This window comes from Pseudomonas sp. UBA1879, assembly GCF_002338065.1.
In the GTDB taxonomy this organism is placed as follows: domain Bacteria; phylum Pseudomonadota; class Gammaproteobacteria; order Pseudomonadales; family Pseudomonadaceae; genus Aquipseudomonas.
In genome coordinates, this window is the sequence record NZ_DDHJ01000004.1 from 664,757 (window position 1) to 681,098 (window position 16,342).

Consider the following 16,342-nt stretch of genomic DNA (forward strand, 5'->3'; position numbering starts at 1 on the left):
TCAAAGGCCTGGAACCGTTTGAGTTTTCTGACCACGCATGGATGAGAGGGGAGGGTCCGGGTGATGCGGTTTTTCGCGCGGACTCCCCACTGACCAGGCCACTCAGGCTGCCACATGCGATACAACGGCTGCTTGAGGTGCTCACTCATCAATAAGAGTCCCCAAACCATGGCTGCTGAACATTATCGACAGTTCGTCGATCAGCTCTGCGAACACACCCTCATTTCTGATCCTGCCGCGCTTTACCACGACACGCACCTGGCGGTGCGCGACGTCAACTTTTCTCTGTTCTACCTTGATGACGCAGGGCCGGGAACCGTCTCGGTGCTCTGTGATTTCGGGCCGCTACCGGCGCGAAGAAGTGAAGAGGTCATGAAGCGCCTGCTCGAGACCAACTTCTATCTGTTCGACAGCCCCGGTTCTCCGGGCCTGTCGTTCAACGAGGTCACTCAGCGTGTGGTCCTGGCCTGTCGAGTCCCCCTGCGAAGTGTCGATGCGCCGACCTTTCTAGAGATGCTCGGACAATTTTCCGACATGGCGAAGGGCTGGCGTAAGGACTATTTCCTCAATGATCAGGCAAAAGCCTCTCCGACCCGCACAACCGCGCCGATGAACGCTACACAGCGGGCTATTCAATCCAAAGCAGCGCTGAGGAGTACGTTATGAGCTTCCCGGGCATGAATCCACTTCACCGTAGCGGCAGTGTCGGCAGCATCAGCCCGGTCAAGGTCGAAGACGCCAGCACCGCTCGCCAGGCGCCGCTTATCGAGGCGCGGGTGTCGAACCAGCCGGTGGCTTCCGGTAGTCAGCTACGTTCTGCGCCGCTGGAGCCCAAAAGTGCCAAAGCTGAGGGTGAACTGCGCGAGGCTGCGGGTGTATTAGCCGCCAAGTTCAAAAACGCTGAAGTCAACCGGGTGGAGGTGTACACCGAGCTGCTGGCCTTACAAGGCAAGTTGCTGGAGGCACAGCCCGACCTGTTGTACGAGGATTTGGCGAGTCATCTGCACGAAGGCTTGAGCAGTGTTCACGACGAAGAACAGTTGGCCCTTGTCGAAAGCCGCCAACGGGCCGGCGCTGCGTTCGAGACCTTAGGAGCGCAAAAGGGCTCGGATCTGCAGATTCGGGACGTCGTTGACGCGTTGGTTCAGCATGACCAGGCAACGCTTCAATCGCTGGAGATTCGTCACTCCCGCTACGAAGAGGCGCTCAATTCTCCGGGGTTGAGCCCCGAGACCAAGCGCGACATAGAGCGCAGCCGGCAGGCATTCATTGATCATGCGGTTCACCTTGGAAGCAACACCTCACGTCGGATTGACGAGTGCGTAAGCGCCAGTCAGCTTCGGTTGGACAAGCTCGATGAACAGCTAAAGGAAGCCAGCGCTCAGCCGTCGGGCTCTGCGCCAAGGGCGGAGGGAGAGATTGCCAAACTGCAACAGGAGCGCGCTCACATGGTGTCAGCCCATCGGGCGATGGTGAAGATAAAGGATGCCTACAAGCCGCCGGAACAGATGCAAGCGGCGCTGGCCAACGTCAAGCTGCCGCAAATTCTGGCCAAGTATGAGCAGCAGCGCAGCTACATGAACATTTTCCGCGCGGCGACGCCTGCCGCACTCGCTCAACTCATCGCGTCTTCCCTGCATTTTGGTGCCACCCGCGGTTCAATCGAAACGTCCCTTGCGGACCAAAGCTTCGCCAGGCGCGTCGGAGCAGCAGGGGTGGGGTTGGGCGTGGCGCACGAATTGGTCAATAACACAGTGCGTCCCGCCAGCCAGGAAATAATGGGGTCGCTGGGCGCCAAAGGTGTGCGCCCGGTGAATGTCAACGAGGTCATCCCCAACCCCGTGCAGACCTACACACGTGACGGCGTGGTGCACACCCGCACCGAGCAGCAGATGATCGACGTCCAGGCGAATATCGATAAGTTGCGGACCACCTTCATCGAGGCGCAAAACAACCACAAGTTCGGCACCATCAAAGGCGAGCTGACGGGCTACGGCTCGTTTGGTGCTGCGCAATTGGTGCTCGAAGCGTTGGTCGACGCGGGTGTGCTTCCGAAAAAAAGCATCCCCGCCTTGATGCTCGCCTCAGCGTCGGGCGGTTTTTTGATGGCGCTGCTACAAACGCTCAACCAACTGACCACCACCGTTGAGGATGATCAGGGGCGCAAGCTTCCGACCCATGTGCCCAAGGATGTGGCTGGCAAATTGTCGGATCGGCTGGCCAAGGTTGGCAGCGATGCCCTGAAATCAGTGGACTTGCGTGACAGGAAGGTGCTGGAAGCCTTTCTGAGCAAGATCGCCGGTTCGATTCAAGGCATCGGCATATCCACAGCCGTCTCCGACAATGTCAAACACCTGAGCAACGACACAGCGGGGCACATCGCTAGCAAGCTTTTGGTGTCGAGTTTCGGTCCCACGCTCACCTTGTCCTCATTCTTCGCCGCCATGCAGACCCAACCGGAAGCCACCAGAGGGGGAACGGGGCGCTTGGGTAACGTTGGCAACAATCTGGTGGCGCCGGGTCGCGATACATTGCCCCATACCACCGCAGCAGGCACGAAGTCCCGAGCAGTGGAAGACACCGTTCACCGCGTGCGGGGTGGCTTGCAGGCCCCTTCGCAGGCGGCGGTCGTCGCCACGAGCGCTGGCGTGCGTGGGGCCGTCAAAGGTGCGCAGAAGCTCGGTGACCTCATGAAAGGACCGTCACCGGATACACAGCAGGGCGATCTGGAAATGGATCGGATGGAACGGGGCGTCGCGTCCTAGAGCTTGCAGAAGGCTCATAGCCGTAACGCAAAGCTCTTCGTGGCGCTAAAGAGGGTTCGACTTGCCGCGCTCGCGGCAAGTCGATGACCCGGTCCTTGTACGGTCAGTTGACGACTGTCTCGTCTCGCGACTCTGGCGCCATCTTTCTGAAATACGTCGACAGCAACGCACCGGAGATGTTGTGCCACACGCTGAACAGCGCGCTCGGCACCGCCGCCAGTGGCGAGAAGTGCGCAGCCGCCAGGGCGGCGCCGAGGCCGGAGTTCTGCATGCCGACTTCCAGCGACAGCGACTTGCGCTGGGGCAGCGGCAGCTTGAACAGTTTGCCGGTGAAGTAACCCAGCCCAAAACCGAAGCTGTTGTGCAGGATCACCACGGCCATGATCAACAGGCCTGATTCGGCGATCTTCGCCTGACTGGCCGCGACCACCGCACAAACGATCATCACAATGCTCACCACTGAAATCAGCGGGAGCACATCGACTGCGTATTGCACTTTTTCGCCCAAGACTTTTTGCGCGATGACGCCGAGCACGATCGGCAGCATGACGAACTGCAGGATCGACCAGAACATGTCCATGAAAGACACCGGCAGCCATGCCGACGCCAACAGCCAGATCAGGGCCGGGGTCAGCAGCGGGGCGAGGAGGGTGGTGACGGCAGCGATGGCCACCGACAGCGCCAGATCGCCCTTGGCCAGCCAAGTCATCACGTTCGATGACGTACCGCTCGGGCAGCAGCCGACCAGAATCACGCCGACGGCGATTTCCGAAGGTAGGTGAAACACCTGACACAGCAACCACGCCACCCCCGGCATGATCACGAAATGCGCGACCACGCCCAGGGCCACACGCCACGGATGGCGCACGACTTCGGAAAAGTCTTCGAGTTTGAGGGTCAGGCCCATGCCGAACATGACCAGCCCCAACAGCGGCACGATCAGGGTTTTCAGCGCAATGAACCAACCCGGGAACAGGAACGCCAACACGGCGAACAGCAGCACCCAGTACGCGAAGGTGTTACCGACAAAACGACTTAATGCAGCCAGCGCACGCATGGCTTGCTCCTTTTATTGTTGGGTGACCCGGGATTTCAAACCGTAGGAGCCGTCTTGCTGGCGAATGCGGTGTGTCAGACAACCTTTATCGTCCTGACCCTCCCAATCGCGAGCAAGCTCACTCCTACAGCATCCGGCTAACCTTAGAATTGCGCCAGATCGAACTCGTGTAGGAGTGAGCTTGCTCGCGATGGTGGTATGCCTGCCTTGGATCAATCAGCTGACACACCGCCTGCGCGGACAAGCGCGCTCCTACAACATCCGGCTAACCTCAGAATCGCGCCAGATCGAACTCTTGTAGGAGTGAGCTTGCTCGCGATGGTGGTATGCCTGCCTTGGACCAATCAGCTGACACACCGCCTGCGCGGACAAGCGCGCTCCTACAACATCCGGCTAACCTCAGAATTGCGCCAGATCGAACTCTTGTAGGAGTGAGCTTGCTCGCGATGGCGATAGGCCTGCCTTGGATCAATCAGCTGACACACCGCCTGCGCGGACAAGCGCGCTCCTACAACATCCAGCTAACCTCAGAATTGCGCCAGATCGAACTCTTGTAGGAGTGAGCTTGCTCGCGATGGTGGTATGCCTGCCTTGGATCAATCAGCTGATACACCGCATTCGCCAGCAAGCCGGCTCCCACAGAACGGCGGCGTCGCTTAGATCCCCTGCGGAATCTCTTCACCACCCAAAGCTTCAAACAGCTCCGGCAGAAATTCGCCGAAGGTCAGCATCATCAGCGTAAAACTGGCGTCCAGTTGGCCCAGCGCATCGTCGCCCCCGTCCTGCTCCGCCTGATCCTGCAGCAGGTCTTCGAATTTCAGGCGCTTGATGCCCAATTTGTCGTCCAGCACGAAGGACAGCTTGTCCTGCCACGCCAGCGACAGCTGGGTCACAACCTTGCCGGTGCTCAGGTGCAACTGGATTTCGTCGCTGGTCAGGTCCTGACGCTTGCACTTCACGATGCCGCCGTCTTCGTGGGTGTCGCGCAGTTCGCATTCGTCGAGGACGAAGAAGTTGTCGGCGGTCTGGCCGGTCTTGACCCAATCGGTCATGACGGCGGTCGGCGCGGTCTTCACGGTGACCGGACGCACCGGCAACGAGCCGACCACTTCACGCAGGGTGGAGAGCAGGTCTTCGGCGCGTTTCGGGCTGGAGGCATTGACCAGAATCACGCCTTGCTTCGGCGCGATGGCGGCGAAAGTGGCCGAGCGGCGAATGAACGCGCGGGGCAGGAAGGCCTGGATGATTTCGTCCTTGAGCTGATCGCGCTCCTTTTTATAGACCTTGCGCATTTGCTCGGTCTCGATCTCTTCCACTTTCTCTTTCAGCGCGTCGTTGACCACGCTGCCCGGCAGAATACGTTCTTCCTTGCGCGCCGAAATCAGCAGGAAATCGCCGCTGACGTGCACCAGTGGCGCGTCTTCGCCCTTGCCGAACGGGGCGATGAAACCGTAGGTGGTCAACTCCTGGCTGGCACAAGCGCGTGCAGGCTTGGTCGCCAAAGCAGTTTCCAGCGCCTCCGCGTCAAACGGCAGGTCTTGGGTCAGGCGATAGACAAGCAGGTTTTTGAACCACATGGGGAACAGCTCTCCTTTATACAAAGGGGGGCATTATTCGCTGCCGCGACCCTGCGGCCAACCCTGATGTAAGCCTTTGGTTGGATTATAAAAATTATTTGAAAAAGTGCTTGCCAGCGGTAGGACCGCTCCGTAGAATGCGCGCCACACCGAGAGACAAGGGTGATTAGCTCAGCCGGGAGAGCATCTGCCTTACAAGCAGAGGGTCGGCGGTTCGATCCCGTCATCACCCACCACTCGTTGAAGGTGTTACGCGCAGCGGTAGTTCAGTCGGTTAGAATACCGGCCTGTCACGCCGGGGGTCGCGGGTTCGAGTCCCGTCCGCTGCGCCATATTGAGTTACGAGGCCCTTGAACTCCTCGTAACGACAGAGAAAGCGACCTTAGGGTCGCTTTTTTTGTGCCCGGGATTTAATGGGCAAGGCGGGGGGCCTGAGGGAGAGCGTTGGTGGGAGCCGGCTTGCTGGCGAAAGCACCGTCGCAGGCGACAGATCTCTGTCAGGCAGATTGCCTTAGACAGCAAGCCAGCTCCCACCGGTAGGACGTCGGTCGCAGATTTCATGGCATGGGCATGACCCTTGTGCGAGCCGCCGTGGGGTGGGCGGCGAGCCGGCGAATGGGGTTTGCCGGCCAGCATGGAATCCCCCACAGGTTATCTACCGACACTCATCCCACATCCACCTCAACCACATCCCCCGTCAACCTCACCGGCCAGGTCCGCAGTTTCAGCGACGGATCTTCCAGGCACGTGCCGTCTTCCAACCGGTAATGCTGCTTATATAAAGGTGAGGCGATCACCAGATCCCCGGCGAGGCTGCCGATCAGCCCTCGGCCGATCACGTTCACCCCCGATACCGGATCGCGGTTGTCCACGGCGAAGAGTTGCGGGGTGCCGCTGATTGACGCGACGTAGAACAACGCCACTTGCACGTTGCCCACCAGCGCCACGACGCCGGAGTTGAGCACCAGGTCCTGGCGGGCGCAGACGGCGCGCCAGGCTGGGGTGTGCGACAGGTCTTTCATCAACGCATGGACCTGGTTCATCGTGCGATGTCCTCCACAGAAATAAGGTTGAGTTCGTGGCTGCGCGCCGGGCGTCGTTGGCTGCGCTCTTTAACGAAATGAATGTCCGGGTCGGCGCGTTTGTCGTTAACGAAGGTGCGGAAGCGCTTGAGCTTTTCCGGACTTTTCAGAGCGTTGGCCCACTCGCATTCATAACGATCGACCACCTGCTGCATTTGTGCCTCAAGCTCGCCAGCCAGCCTCAACTGGTCGTCGATCACTACGGCTTTCAGGTAATCCAGCCCGCCTTCCAGCGATTCGCGCCAGACCGACGTGCGCTGCAGCTTGTCGGCGGTGCGGATGTAGAACATCAATACCCGGTCGATGTAGCGAATCAACGTCTCGTCATCCAGATCAGTGGCGAACAGCTCAGCGTGACGCGGGCGCATGCCGCCGTTGCCACACACATACAAATTCCAGCCGTTTTCGGTGGCGATCACACCGATGTCCTTGCTCTGCGCTTCGGCGCATTCACGGGTACAGCCCGACACCGCGAACTTCAATTTATGCGGCGAGCGCAGGCCCTTGTAACGGTCCTCGATGCGCAGCGCCATGCTTACGCTGTCCTGCACGCCATAGCGACACCACGTACTGCCCACGCAGGATTTCACGGTGCGGGTCGACTTGCCGTACGCATGCCCGGTCTCGAAACCGGCGGCGATCAACTGGGCCCAGATGTCCGGCAGTTCATGCAACTGCGCGCCAAACAGGTCAATGCGCTGGCCGCCGGTGATCTTGGTGTACAGGTCGTATTTCTTCGCCACGGCGCCAATCGCCAGCAGCCCGTCCGGCGTGATTTCCCCGGCGGGAATACGCGGGACCACCGAATAGGTGCCGTTCTTCTGCATGTTGGCCATGAACGTGTCGTTGGTGTCCTGCAATGGCACCAGCGAGGGGTCCATGATCGGCTTGTTCCAGCAGGACGCAAGGATCGAGCCGACCACTGGCTTGCAGATGTCGCAACCAAGATGGCCTTCGCCGTGCCGAGCCAGCATGTCCTCGAACGTCTCGATGTTTTCCACCCGAGCGAAGGCGTACAGCGCCTGTCGGGTGTAGGCGAAGTGTTCGCACAGGCGCTTGTCCACCGCGACGCCCCGGGCGGTCAGTTCGTGTTCGAACACGCTTTTGAGCAGGGCCGAGCAGCCGCCACATCCGGTAGCTGCCTTGGTGCAGGCCTTGATGCCTGCGAGGTCAGTGCAGCCACCGTCGATGGCCGAGCAGATCGACGCCTTGCTGACGTTGTGGCAGGAGCAGATGGTCGCTGTCGCGGGCAAGGCATCGGCGCCGAGGGTGGGCGCGCCTTCGCGCTGGGGCATGATCAGGCTCGACGGGTCGGCGGGCAGGGTGAGGCCGTTCTGCGCGTATTGCAGCAGGGTGTCGTAATAGCTGTTGTCGCCCACCAGCACGGCGCCGAGTACCTGTTTGCCATCGGCGGAAACCACCAGACGACGATAACTGGCCGTGGCTTCGTCGATGAAACGGTAGCTGCGTGCGCCGGTCAGCGCGCCATGGGCGTCGCCAATCGATCCCACGTCCACGCCCAGCAGCTTGAGTTTGGTGGACATATCGGCACCGAAGAATGGCTCGGCGTCCAGATCGCACAATTGCGCGGCAACATTGCGCGCCATCTGATACCCCGGCGCGACCAGGCCGAACACGCTGCCGTTCCAGGCCGCGCATTCACCGATGGCGAAAATGTCAGCATCGCGGGTGCGGCAGTGTTCGTCGATGGCGATGCCGCCGCGCGGACCCAATTCCAACTCACACTGGCGAGCGAGGGCGTCCTGCGGACGGATGCCAGCGGAGAACACGATCAGGTCGGTTTCGAGGAATTCATCGCCCGCGAAATTCATCCGGTAGCGGTATTGCTCGCCTTGGCTGATCGACTGCGTGGCGCGGGACAGGTGTACGCTGACACCGAGCGCTTCGATCCGTGCCTTCAGGGCAGCGCCTCCAAAGTCGTCCAACTGCACGGGCATCAGACGCGGCGCGAATTCGACAACGTGGGCTTCCAGCCCGAGGGATTTCAGCGCGTTGGCGGCTTCCAGCCCGAGCAACCCACCGCCGACCACAACGCCTCTTTTCGCCTGACTGGCAGCCGCGCGAAGGGTGTCCAGGTCGTCCAGCGTGCGATAGACCAGACGCGAATGGCCCTCTGCGCCTTCAATGGGCGGCACGAACGGATACGAACCGGTCGCCAGCACCAATTTGTCGTAGCCAAAACAGCCGTGGGCGGTGATCACCTCGCGACGCACCCGGTCGATCTCCAGCACCGGAACGCCCAAGTGCAACGTCAGCCCGGGCTGCTCGTATAAAGAAGCACCGCTCAGTGCCAGCGACTCGGCATCGCGCCCGCCGAAATACTCGGACAGGTGCACGCGGTCGTAGGCCCGCTGGCCTTCTTCGCCGAAGACGTGAATGCGATAGCGACTGAGGGCGCCGGCCGCGATCAGTTGCTCGACGCAGTGGTGACCGACCATGCCGTTGCCGACGACGATCAGGGTTTGCACATCATCAAGAGAGGCGACAGTGGTGTTCATATCGATTCCCGGCCTAAGCCAATCAGGTTTTTCAAACGCAAAAAAAAAGGCGCCCGGAACCTCTCGGTTCCAGGCGCCTTTGCCTGTTCTTTATGGTTGTCACGCGACAGCTTTGTCGGCGGCAACGTGCTGAGCCCGACGGCAGATCGTCGTTGACCCGCCAAGGCCGCCAACCGCGCATGTGTGGCTGGACTTGGATTGGATGAAGCAATGGCTGTGCCACACCTCTGGCACAGCCACCGTCGTAGGAGCGTGGGTTGTCTCGCGATCTGGCGCCCAGCGGCAGCAAACCCGGCCAATGCGGCGTTATCTAACAGGAGCGAATTGCCGATTTTCACGACGACTGCGTCGCCGATCGCGGGACAAGCCACGCTCCTGCACGGTGATCGAACGGCACGCTAACGGTGCGATTTCGCCGTCGTCGCCCCAACCTGTTGCAGCGCGCCGTGCCAGCGGTGGCGCGCTTCAAGCCGCCAACGCCAAGCCTCCATGCACCTTCAGGCAATGTCCAGGACGCTGGCCTGTCCCTTGCAATGTCCCACTGCAAAGGCAATCGACGCAGGTTGCCGACCTTCACGACAAAGGCGCCGTGTACTCCCCGTTTTCATGACGGAGGAGGACAGGGCGCTTTTTTTGGCCTCGGGAAATATATAGATGGCGAGCAGCAGTGTGCGAAGTGTGTGTCCGTATTGCGGCGTCGGCTGCGGGATCGTCATGCAGGTCGAGAACAACCGGGTGATCAAGGTCAGCGGCGACAAAGACCACCCCAGCAATCACGGGCGTCTTTGTACCAAAGGCAGCACTTGCGGCCAGGCAATTGCTGACGCAGGGAGGATGAAATCGGCATACCTGCGTCACGGGCGTCAGCATGAACCGGTACGCATCCCCATCGAGTCGGCGATCCGCGAAACCGCCCAGCGCCTGCGAACGATCCTTGACCGCGACGGCCCAGACGCGCTGGCGTTTTATGTGTCCGGTCAACTGTCGCTGGAGGCGCAATACCTGGCCAACAAACTGGCCAAAGGCTTCGTGCGCACGAACAACCTCGAATCCAACTCGCGGCTGTGCATGGCCAGCGCCGGCAGCGGCTACAAACTGTCGCTGGGCGCCGATGGCCCGCCCGGTTCCTACGACGACTTCGACAAGACCGACCTGTTCTTCGTGATTGGCGCGAACATGGCGGACTGTCACCCGATTCTCTTTCTGCGCATGATGGATCGGGTCAAGGCAGGGGCGACGCTGATCGTCGTCGATCCCCGGCGCAGCGCCACGGCAGATAAAGCGAACCTGTTTTTGCAGATCAAACCGGGCACCGATCTGGCGCTGCTGAACGGCCTGCTGCACCTGCTGCTGGAGAATGGCGACGTCGATGCCGACTTCATCGCGTCCTACACCCAAGGTTGGGAGGTCATGCCGGAATTTCTCGCCGAGTACACCCCGGCCCGGGTGTCCAACATCACCGGCCTGGCCGAAGCCGATATTCGTCAGGCCGCGACGATGATCGGCCAGGCGCCGGAATGGATGAGTTGCTGGACCATGGGCCTCAACCAAAGCACCCATGGCACTTGGAACACCAACGCGCTGTGCAACCTGCACCTGGCCACCGGCGCGATTTGTCGCCCCGGCAGCGGCCCGTTTTCCCTGACGGGGCAACCTAATGCCATGGGCGGCAGGGAAATGGGCTACATGGGGCCGGGACTTCCCGGACAGCGTTCTGTACTCGCCGAAGCCGACCGTTCCTTTATAGAAGCGCTGTGGTCGATCCCCCAGGGCAGCCTCGGCCAGACCCTCGGCGGCGGCACCATCGACATGTTCGAGCGGATGCGCGACGGCGCGATCAAGGCCTGCTGGATCATCTGCACCAACCCGGTCGCCAGTGTCGCCAACCGCGCAACCGTGATCGAAGCGTTGCAGGCTGCCGAATTGGTCATCGCTCAGGACGCCTTCCTCGACACTGAAACCAACCGCTACGCCGATATTCTGCTGCCGGGCGCGCTGTGGGCAGAGGCCGAGGGGGTGATGATCAATTCCGAGCGCAACCTCAACCTCACGCAGAAGGCCGTCGAGCCGCCGGGCGAGGCCATGCCCGACTGGGAAATCATCGCCCGCGTGGCCTGTGAAATGGGCTTCGCCGACGCCTTCGATTACGCCTCGGCAGAGGACGTGTTCGAGGAAATCAAGCAGGCCTGGAACCCGAAGACCGGCTACGACATTCGCGGGGCCAGCTATGCGCGCCTGCGTCAACAGCCGCTGCAATGGCCCTGTGCGCCAGATGAACTCGGCACCCGCAACCCGATCCGCTACCGCAACGACGGCGTCAGCCAGACGTTGAAACGGGACCAACACGGCCAGCGCCCTGCCATCGTGTTCGCCACCGAGAGCGGCAAGGCTGTGTTTCTGCCGCGCCCCCACATGCCCCCCGCCGAGTTGCCCAACGACACCTTTCCGATGGTGCTCAACACAGGGCGCGTGCAGCACCAGTGGCACACGCTGACCAAGACCGGCAAGGTCGCGACGCTGAACAAACTCAACCCCGGCCCCTTCGTCGAGATTCACCCTGACGACGCTGCCGCGCTGGGTATTCGCAACCACGACGCCGTCGAGATACGTTCGGCGAGAGGGCATGCTGTGTTGCCCGCCGTGATCACCGACCGCGTGCGTCCCGGCAATTGCTTCGCGCCGTTCCATTGGAACGACGTCTACGGCGAACACCTGGCGATCAACGCCGTGACCAGCGACGCCATTGACCCGATTTCTCAACAGCCGGAATTCAAGTACTGCGCGGTCGCCTTGAAAAAGGTCGCGCTGATCGACCATCGCTTTCTCGACCTGCCGCAGACAGAAGACGACGCAACGGAAATGGCCGACAGCGAGCCACTGCTGACTGTGCTGTGGGCCTCGCAAACCGGCAATGCCGAGACTCTGGCCAAAGGGTTCGGCGCGCGTTTGCGATCAGCCGGCATACCGGTTCAGGTCGCGGCCATGGACAGCTTTCCCGCCAGCCGCCTGGGGGGCGTGAGCAACGTCGCGCTGATCAGCAGCACCTTCGGCGACGGCGATGCCCCCGACAACGGGCAGCGCTTCTGGCAAGCGTTGAGCGCGCAATCCCAGCGTCTGGAATCGCTACGCTATGCGGTGTTGGCCTTGGGCGATCCGAGTTACGACGGTTTCTGCCAGCACGGCAGGCATCTGGATCAGCGCTTGTCGGACTTGGGTGCAACGCCGTTGGTGGGTCGAGTCGATTGTGACGGGGATTTTCAGCGTTTAGGGGAGGACTGGTTCAAGACGTTGCAACAGGCGCTCGACTTGGATCTTCCTGCTGGCAACGCGCAGGAAACGTCTCGCGATCAGCCATCCCGTGCACGTCCACATCACGCCCGGTTGGCGATCAATCGACGACTGAACGGGGAGGGCGCGTCCAAGGACACTCGCCACGTCGCGCTGACGCTCGGGGATTCGGGCATGTCGTACGAGGCAGGCGACGCCTTGGGCGTATGGCCGCGCAATTGCCCCGGGCTGGTCGATGAACTGCTCGACCTCACAGGGCTCAGGGGCGAGCAGGCGGTACACGTCGCCAAGGCCGGGGACGTCTCCCTGCGACAGGCGCTGACCGAACACCTGGAAATCGCGCGTCCTACATCAGAAGTCTTGAGCTTCATCGCCGAACGCACTGGTAGTCAGGCCCTGAAAGTCCTGCTCGGTGAATCACTGCGGGGCGAGCTGAAAAGCTGGTTGTGGGGTCGACAACTCGCCGATGTGCTGCGGGAGTTTCCGCTCCGGTGTTCGGCTCAAGAATGGCTGGAAACACTCAAACCCCTGCAACCGCGCCTGTATTCCATCGCCTCCAGTTCAAAAGCTCATCCCGACGAGGTTCATCTGACGGTGTCGGCCGTTCGGTATGGTCAGCGCAAAGGGGTGTCTTCGACCTTTCTCGCGGACCGCGCGGACCACTGCGAGGTGCCCGTTTTCCTGCAACCGACGCAGCACTTTCGACCACCCGCCGATGGCGATGTGCCGATGATCATGATCGGACCGGGCACTGGCGTGGCGCCATTCCGCGCGTTTCTCCAGGAACGGCAGGCGCGGGGCGATCGCGGGGCCAACTGGCTGTTCTTCGGCGAGCAGCACGCCGCAACCGATTTCTACTACCGCGATGAGTTCGAAGGCCTGCAGAAGAGTGGGCTGCTGACGCAACTGAGCCTGGCGTTTTCCCGCGATCAACGGGAAAAAATCTACGTCCAGCATCGCATCCGTCAACAAGGCGCAGAGCTGTGGCGCTGGTTGCAGGAGGGCGCGCAGCTCTACATCTGTGGTGACGCCACGCACATGGCCAAAGATGTCGACCAGGCCCTGCGCGATGTCATCGCCGAGCAGAGCGGTGTGAGCGAGGAGCGGGCCAGCGAGTATTTGCGGGAAATGGCCGGGCAAAAACGCTACGTGCGTGATGTTTACTGAGGGTTCTATTAGATCGTGTCGGCAACCGTTCTACCGCCTTCGTCAGCAAGCCGGCTCCCACAGATCTGGGTCGTGGCTGAATGGGGCGGCATGTCAGGGATAGCGCACGAGAGCTGTGTCGGCTGTGTGAGAGGCGGGGCAGCCCGCGCGGGCACAGGTCAAGCAAGTACGCTCATCCCGAGGGCCGCCTGAACCCGAACTGAACCGTTTTCTCGATAGAACGAGAAAACCTTTGGATACCTGAACTTATCTGCCTTTTCCCCCTCTCATGCCGGTAGCCATTGATCGCGGCGGCCTGATAAGCTCGCGGCTTTACTCGTTTGCCCTATTGGCGCATGAACAAGGAAACAGGATGAAACAGCATCGGTTGGCAGCGGCGATTGCCCTGGTCGGTCTGGTACTCGCGGGCTGCGATAAGCAAGCCAGCACCGTTGAGCTGAAAACCCCGGCACAGAAAGCGTCTTACGGCATCGGCTTGAACATGGGCAAGAGCCTGGCTCAAGAGGGCATGGACGATCTGGATTCCAAAGCCGTCGCGCTGGGTATCGAAGATGCCGTCGGCAAGAAAGAGCAGAAACTGAAAGACGAAGAGTTGGTTGCAGCCTTCGGCGAACTGCAAAAGCGCGCTGAAGAGCGCATGGCCAAGATGAGCGAAGAGTCGGCCGCCGCTGGCAAGAAATTCCTCGAAGAAAACGGCAAGCGCAAGGAAGTGACCACCACCGCTTCCGGCCTGCAGTACGAAATCATCAAGAAAGCCGACGGCCCTGTGCCGAAGCCCACTGACGTCGTGACCGTTCACTACGAAGGCAAGCTGACTGACGGCAAAGTGTTCGACAGCTCCGTCGAGCGCGGCAGCCCGATCGATCTGCCGGTCAGCGGTGTGATTCCGGGTTGGGTCGAGGGCCTGCAACTGATGCACGTCGGCGAGAAGATCAAGCTCTATATTCCGAGCGATCTGGCGTACGGCGCACAAAGCCCGAGCCCGATGATCCCGGCCAACTCGGTTCTGGTCTTCGACCTGGAACTGCTGGGCATCAAGGATCCCGCTGCCGCAGGCAACGATGCTGCAGGTGCTGGCGCGGACGAAGAGGAAGAAGGCGCACCGGCTGCCGAACCGGCCAAGCCTGCTGCCAAGCCGTAATCGCCTTACCGATTGCCGCATGAATAGAAATGCCCCGTCTCGACGGGGCATTTTCGTTTTCGTCCCAAAAAGATCGAACGGGGTATGTCGGCGACAGTCCCAATAGCGGTGGCAGACGGAGCAATGTCGAGATTTCTGAGAGAGCAGTCAGGTTTTCACATGTGTTGGCTAGCGTTGGACTGGCCTCAAGTCAACGCATTTTTGCGTTTAATGATGTGAGTAAAAAACGCGCTATTTGACCCAGGCCCCGGTAAAACGGGCGTTCCAGCCTGGCTAAGCGGCTCTGTTCACAAGGTTATCCACAATTTGTGTGGATAACCTTGCAGAGGGGCCAGCGGCCTGTGCGGGTAGGCAGTTCCATCGAAGGCAATGGGCGATGAGCCGATTTTTATCGATATCGTTGGAGTGAATATGAAAGCACCCTGGAGTTTCATTCGTTACCTGCCGATGGCCAAGCGCCTGATGGCGGCAGGTCGTTTGCCTGCTTTGCTCTTTGCGGTGGCGGGCAAGGCTGCCAGCGAAGGCAATCGATTGGGCAAGCTCAAAGACGATCTTAAACTGTTGCAGGCCCTGTGCCTGGCGTACTGGCGTGGCGAGTACCGGGCCATCAGCGGTAAAGCGATTTTGTCCGTGGTGGCCGGGTTGATGTATTTCCTTAGTCCGCTGGATGCGATCCCAGACTGGATTCCGGGGCTGGGCATGCTCGATGACATTGCCGTACTGGCGTGGGTCATGAAGCACCTTGAAGCGGAACTCAGCGCTTTTCGGGCATGGCGTGAGCGGCAAGCCCCGGAAAAGCTCGCGGTGGTGGAACGTTTACCGTCCACGCCAAAGATCCTTGAGCATGAAAAGAAAGATTGAACGGGCGCCTACCCCTCGCCCGCGTTTTCAAACGCCGCCCCTCAGCAGACTCTGTTGATCTCCCATACGCCCTTGTGCCTCATCCGCTGGTAAGATGCCGCCATTGCAGAGAAAAAGACTACAAGTAGCAGCTATTCGTCTTACAGGGGGTGGTGATGGATCTTCAGGTTATCTCACGCGACGGAGAGCCCGAATACGCGGTGCTGCCATGGGCGCAGTATCAAGCGCTGTTGAAGGCAGCGGGGGTGTCCCGTACGTCAGCGGGAGCGCCGTCCTCTCAGCCTGCCACGTCCACCGCCGCCGCGTCCGATCTGCCATCCCTTGATCAGCTGCGGACGTTGCGCCTAGCCAAGGGCATTGAACGGGACACACTGGCGCGAGCGGTGGGCATCAGCCCTTCCTACCTCGAAGCTATTGAAAGCGGAACTCGCCAGCCTGATGCGGCAATCCAGCGGAGTCTGGCATGGGAGTTGGGTGTGCCGGGCTGGCGAGGTGAAGCATGAGCGTGCGCATCAGTCGTCAGCATTGGGACGCGCTGTTGAATGAGCTTGACCTCGCGCGCCGCCAGCGTCATCTGGTCACTTATCGCGCGTTGCTCGAACGCCTGCAGTTGCCAACCCCGGCAATGCAGACCCTGACCGCAGCCCTCGAACACCTTGCTGCCATCGACGCTCGCGCCGAACAGCCGTTGCGCAGCTCGCTGGTCATCAGCCAGGGTGCCAGTCGTTTGCCGCGTACCGGCTTCTTTGAATGTGCCGAACGCCTCGGCCGTTTCACCGGCCCCTCCGACGGCGTCGCTGCCGCTTCCTGGCACGCCGCCGAAATCGTGCGCGTGTTTGAGTTCGACTATGCGCAGGCGGTCAAGCCGGAGTAGATCGTCGCGGC

General features: G+C 60.8%; 11 protein-coding genes and 2 tRNA genes. 9 read left to right on the forward strand and 4 right to left on the reverse strand.

Annotated elements, in window-relative coordinates; all coding sequences use genetic code 11:
- Positions 1–168 precede the first annotated feature (168 nt).
- Positions 169–666 (forward strand): CesT family type III secretion system chaperone, encoded by a 498-nt coding sequence (locus tag B3N48_RS06235; RefSeq protein ID WP_296180784.1) that lies wholly within the window; start codon positions 169–171, stop codon positions 664–666.
- 11 nt (positions 667–677) lie between these two features.
- Positions 678–2,765, forward strand: coding sequence for a hypothetical protein (locus tag B3N48_RS06240; RefSeq protein ID WP_296180786.1), 2,088 nt, complete (start codon positions 678–680; stop codon positions 2,763–2,765).
- Positions 2,766–2,868: 103 nt separating this feature from the next.
- On the opposite strand, the gene B3N48_RS06245 is transcribed toward B3N48_RS06240, so the two are convergent.
- Positions 2,869–3,822, reverse strand: a complete 954-nt coding sequence (locus tag B3N48_RS06245; protein WP_296180789.1) for a bile acid:sodium symporter family protein — start codon at positions 3,820–3,822, stop codon at positions 2,869–2,871.
- Positions 3,823–4,478: 656 nt separating this feature from the next.
- Complete coding sequence (rdgC, locus tag B3N48_RS06250) at positions 4,479–5,399, reverse strand: recombination-associated protein RdgC (protein ID WP_166593397.1); 921 nt, start codon at positions 5,397–5,399, stop codon at positions 4,479–4,481.
- 160 nt (positions 5,400–5,559) lie between these two features.
- Between rdgC and B3N48_RS06255 the strand changes: the two genes are divergently transcribed.
- Positions 5,560–5,635, forward strand: a tRNA-Val gene (locus B3N48_RS06255).
- A gap of 19 nt (positions 5,636–5,654) precedes the next feature.
- Positions 5,655–5,731 (forward strand) — tRNA-Asp (locus tag B3N48_RS06260).
- Positions 5,732–6,064: 333 nt separating this feature from the next.
- Here the strand turns inward: B3N48_RS06260 and nirD are convergent.
- Positions 6,065–6,442, reverse strand: a complete 378-nt coding sequence (gene nirD, locus B3N48_RS06265; RefSeq protein ID WP_296180793.1) for a nitrite reductase small subunit NirD — start codon at positions 6,440–6,442, stop codon at positions 6,065–6,067.
- Positions 6,439–9,000: a nitrite reductase large subunit NirB gene (nirB, locus tag B3N48_RS06270; protein WP_296180796.1), complete on the reverse strand. Its 2,562-nt coding sequence runs from the start codon at positions 8,998–9,000 to the stop codon at positions 6,439–6,441. Before nirB ends, nirD begins: the two co-directional genes overlap by 4 nt.
- Before the next feature lie 654 nt (positions 9,001–9,654).
- Between nirB and B3N48_RS06275 the strand changes: the two genes are divergently transcribed.
- The 5 genes from B3N48_RS06275 (at position 9,655) to B3N48_RS06295 (ending at position 16,331) form a co-directional block, all read left to right on the forward strand.
- Positions 9,655–13,455 (forward strand): bifunctional nitrate reductase/sulfite reductase flavoprotein subunit alpha, encoded by a 3,801-nt coding sequence (locus B3N48_RS06275; protein ID WP_296180797.1) that lies wholly within the window; start codon positions 9,655–9,657, stop codon positions 13,453–13,455.
- Positions 13,456–13,807: 352 nt separating this feature from the next.
- Positions 13,808–14,596, forward strand: coding sequence for an FKBP-type peptidyl-prolyl cis-trans isomerase (locus B3N48_RS06280; RefSeq protein ID WP_296180799.1), 789 nt, complete (start codon positions 13,808–13,810; stop codon positions 14,594–14,596).
- Between the two features lie 411 nt (positions 14,597–15,007).
- Entirely contained in the window at positions 15,008–15,457 is a 450-nt protein-coding gene (locus tag B3N48_RS06285; protein WP_296180803.1) for a YkvA family protein, read from the forward strand.
- A 155-nt stretch (positions 15,458–15,612) separates the two neighbouring features.
- Complete coding sequence (locus B3N48_RS06290) at positions 15,613–15,960, forward strand: helix-turn-helix domain-containing protein (RefSeq protein WP_296180806.1); 348 nt, start codon at positions 15,613–15,615, stop codon at positions 15,958–15,960.
- Positions 15,957–16,331, forward strand: coding sequence for a hypothetical protein (locus B3N48_RS06295; RefSeq protein WP_296180808.1), 375 nt, complete (start codon positions 15,957–15,959; stop codon positions 16,329–16,331). Before B3N48_RS06290 ends, B3N48_RS06295 begins: the two co-directional genes overlap by 4 nt.
- Positions 16,332–16,342 lie beyond the last annotated feature (11 nt).

Coding starts and splice junctions, on each gene's coding strand:
- B3N48_RS06235 (WP_296180784.1), top strand. CDS start 169: ATGGCTGCTGAACATTATCGACAGTTCGTCGATCAGCTCTGCGAACAC.
- B3N48_RS06240 (WP_296180786.1), top strand. CDS start 678: ATGAATCCACTTCACCGTAGCGGCAGTGTCGGCAGCATCAGCCCGGTC.
- B3N48_RS06245 (WP_296180789.1), bottom strand. CDS start 3,822: ATGCGTGCGCTGGCTGCATTAAGTCGTTTTGTCGGTAACACCTTCGCG.
- rdgC (WP_166593397.1), bottom strand. CDS start 5,399: ATGTGGTTCAAAAACCTGCTTGTCTATCGCCTGACCCAAGACCTGCCG.
- nirD (WP_296180793.1), bottom strand. CDS start 6,442: ATGAACCAGGTCCATGCGTTGATGAAAGACCTGTCGCACACCCCAGCC.
- nirB (WP_296180796.1), bottom strand. CDS start 9,000: ATGAACACCACTGTCGCCTCTCTTGATGATGTGCAAACCCTGATCGTC.
- B3N48_RS06275 (WP_296180797.1), top strand. CDS start 9,655: ATGGCGAGCAGCAGTGTGCGAAGTGTGTGTCCGTATTGCGGCGTCGGC.
- B3N48_RS06280 (WP_296180799.1), top strand. CDS start 13,808: ATGAAACAGCATCGGTTGGCAGCGGCGATTGCCCTGGTCGGTCTGGTA.
- B3N48_RS06285 (WP_296180803.1), top strand. CDS start 15,008: ATGAAAGCACCCTGGAGTTTCATTCGTTACCTGCCGATGGCCAAGCGC.
- B3N48_RS06290 (WP_296180806.1), top strand. CDS start 15,613: ATGGATCTTCAGGTTATCTCACGCGACGGAGAGCCCGAATACGCGGTG.
- B3N48_RS06295 (WP_296180808.1), top strand. CDS start 15,957: ATGAGCGTGCGCATCAGTCGTCAGCATTGGGACGCGCTGTTGAATGAG.